A 998-nucleotide genomic window follows, 5' to 3' on the forward strand; every position below is an offset into this window, starting at 1 on the left:
TCTAAACTGCAATACGGAGGCACGACCAGTTTTTGTCGCAAGGTTGATGCTTGAAATGCACCGGTCTCGCAGTTAAAAATGAATGAAATTAAGGCGACTTGTTGCTTAATTAAATTATTAATATTTCTTTTTAATTTACTATTTAGAAGAAAAGCTACTTAGTTTAGAGATTTGGTGAAAGGCAATTAATAAAAATTAGTTTTATCGAATCTTTCATTAAACGGCAAAAAGCTTGATTTTATGCTGCATTTGCGGTTTGATATTTTTGTAGAAATACTGAAAAATGAAGAATGGCGCACCCTAAAGGATTCGAACCTCTGACCCACAGATTAGAAATCTGTTGCTCTATCCAGCTGAGCTAAGGGTGCTAAACATTTACGGTAAACTTTATATCAGTTTTAATAGTTTTTTTCAAGTATTCTTTTATTATCATAAATAAATGTGATAAATAACATAATGAATAAATTCTATAATTACAATTCTTCTTCACATCAGGTTTTACTTAATCTTAAAGTAAAGCCTAATTCTAAACAGAATCTAATTAGCGGTTTTGTAATTATCAATAATATCCCATATTTAAAATTATCTATAAAAGCAACACCGGAGCAAGGTAAAGCTAATGAAGAAATCATAAATTATCTAGCAAAAGAATGGAAATTATCACGCAAGGATATAGAAATTATTAAAGGTCATACTCATAGCTTAAAAACGATATTGATAAAAAATATTGACGAAGACTATTTAAATTTAATTATTAATTCCTATATTAAATAAATAAAGTTTTGTTACAAGATGCCAAAATCGTCATTGCGAGCGACTAAAAGCCTTGTTGCATAGATACCAAAACCGTCATTCCTGCAAGACCTTGTTGCGTAGATATAAAAAAAAGTAGCTGCGAACTAAGAAAAGTAGTAAATCGACAAAAAACTTAACCACAAGTGTGTATGTCAAAGCTACAAAAAGTTTGCAACTGGAAAGAATATAACAGAAGTTTAAAG

At 29.8% G+C, this 998-nt stretch carries 2 protein-coding genes and 1 tRNA gene; 1 reads left to right on the forward strand and 2 read right to left on the reverse strand.

What is annotated here, in order from left to right; all coding sequences use genetic code 11:
- Together KYQ89_RS08410 and KYQ89_RS05770 are read right to left on the reverse strand one after the other, a co-directional pair.
- A partial coding sequence (locus tag KYQ89_RS08410) for a glycoside hydrolase family protein (protein ID WP_371920418.1) occupies positions 1 to 122 on the reverse strand: 122 nt, incomplete at its 3' end.
- Positions 123 to 291: 169 nt separating this feature from the next.
- A tRNA-Arg gene (locus KYQ89_RS05770) sits at positions 292 to 368 on the reverse strand.
- 88 nt (positions 369 to 456) lie between these two features.
- Here KYQ89_RS05770 and KYQ89_RS05775 point away from each other — a divergent pair.
- On the forward strand, positions 457 to 774 hold the full coding sequence (locus tag KYQ89_RS05775; RefSeq protein WP_218460793.1) for a DUF167 domain-containing protein: 318 nt from the start codon (positions 457 to 459) through the stop codon (positions 772 to 774).
- Positions 775 to 998 lie beyond the last annotated feature (224 nt).

Origin of the sequence: Rickettsia sp. TH2014, from assembly GCF_019249195.1 — a bacterium.
Taxonomy (GTDB): domain Bacteria; phylum Pseudomonadota; class Alphaproteobacteria; order Rickettsiales; family Rickettsiaceae; genus Rickettsia; species Rickettsia felis.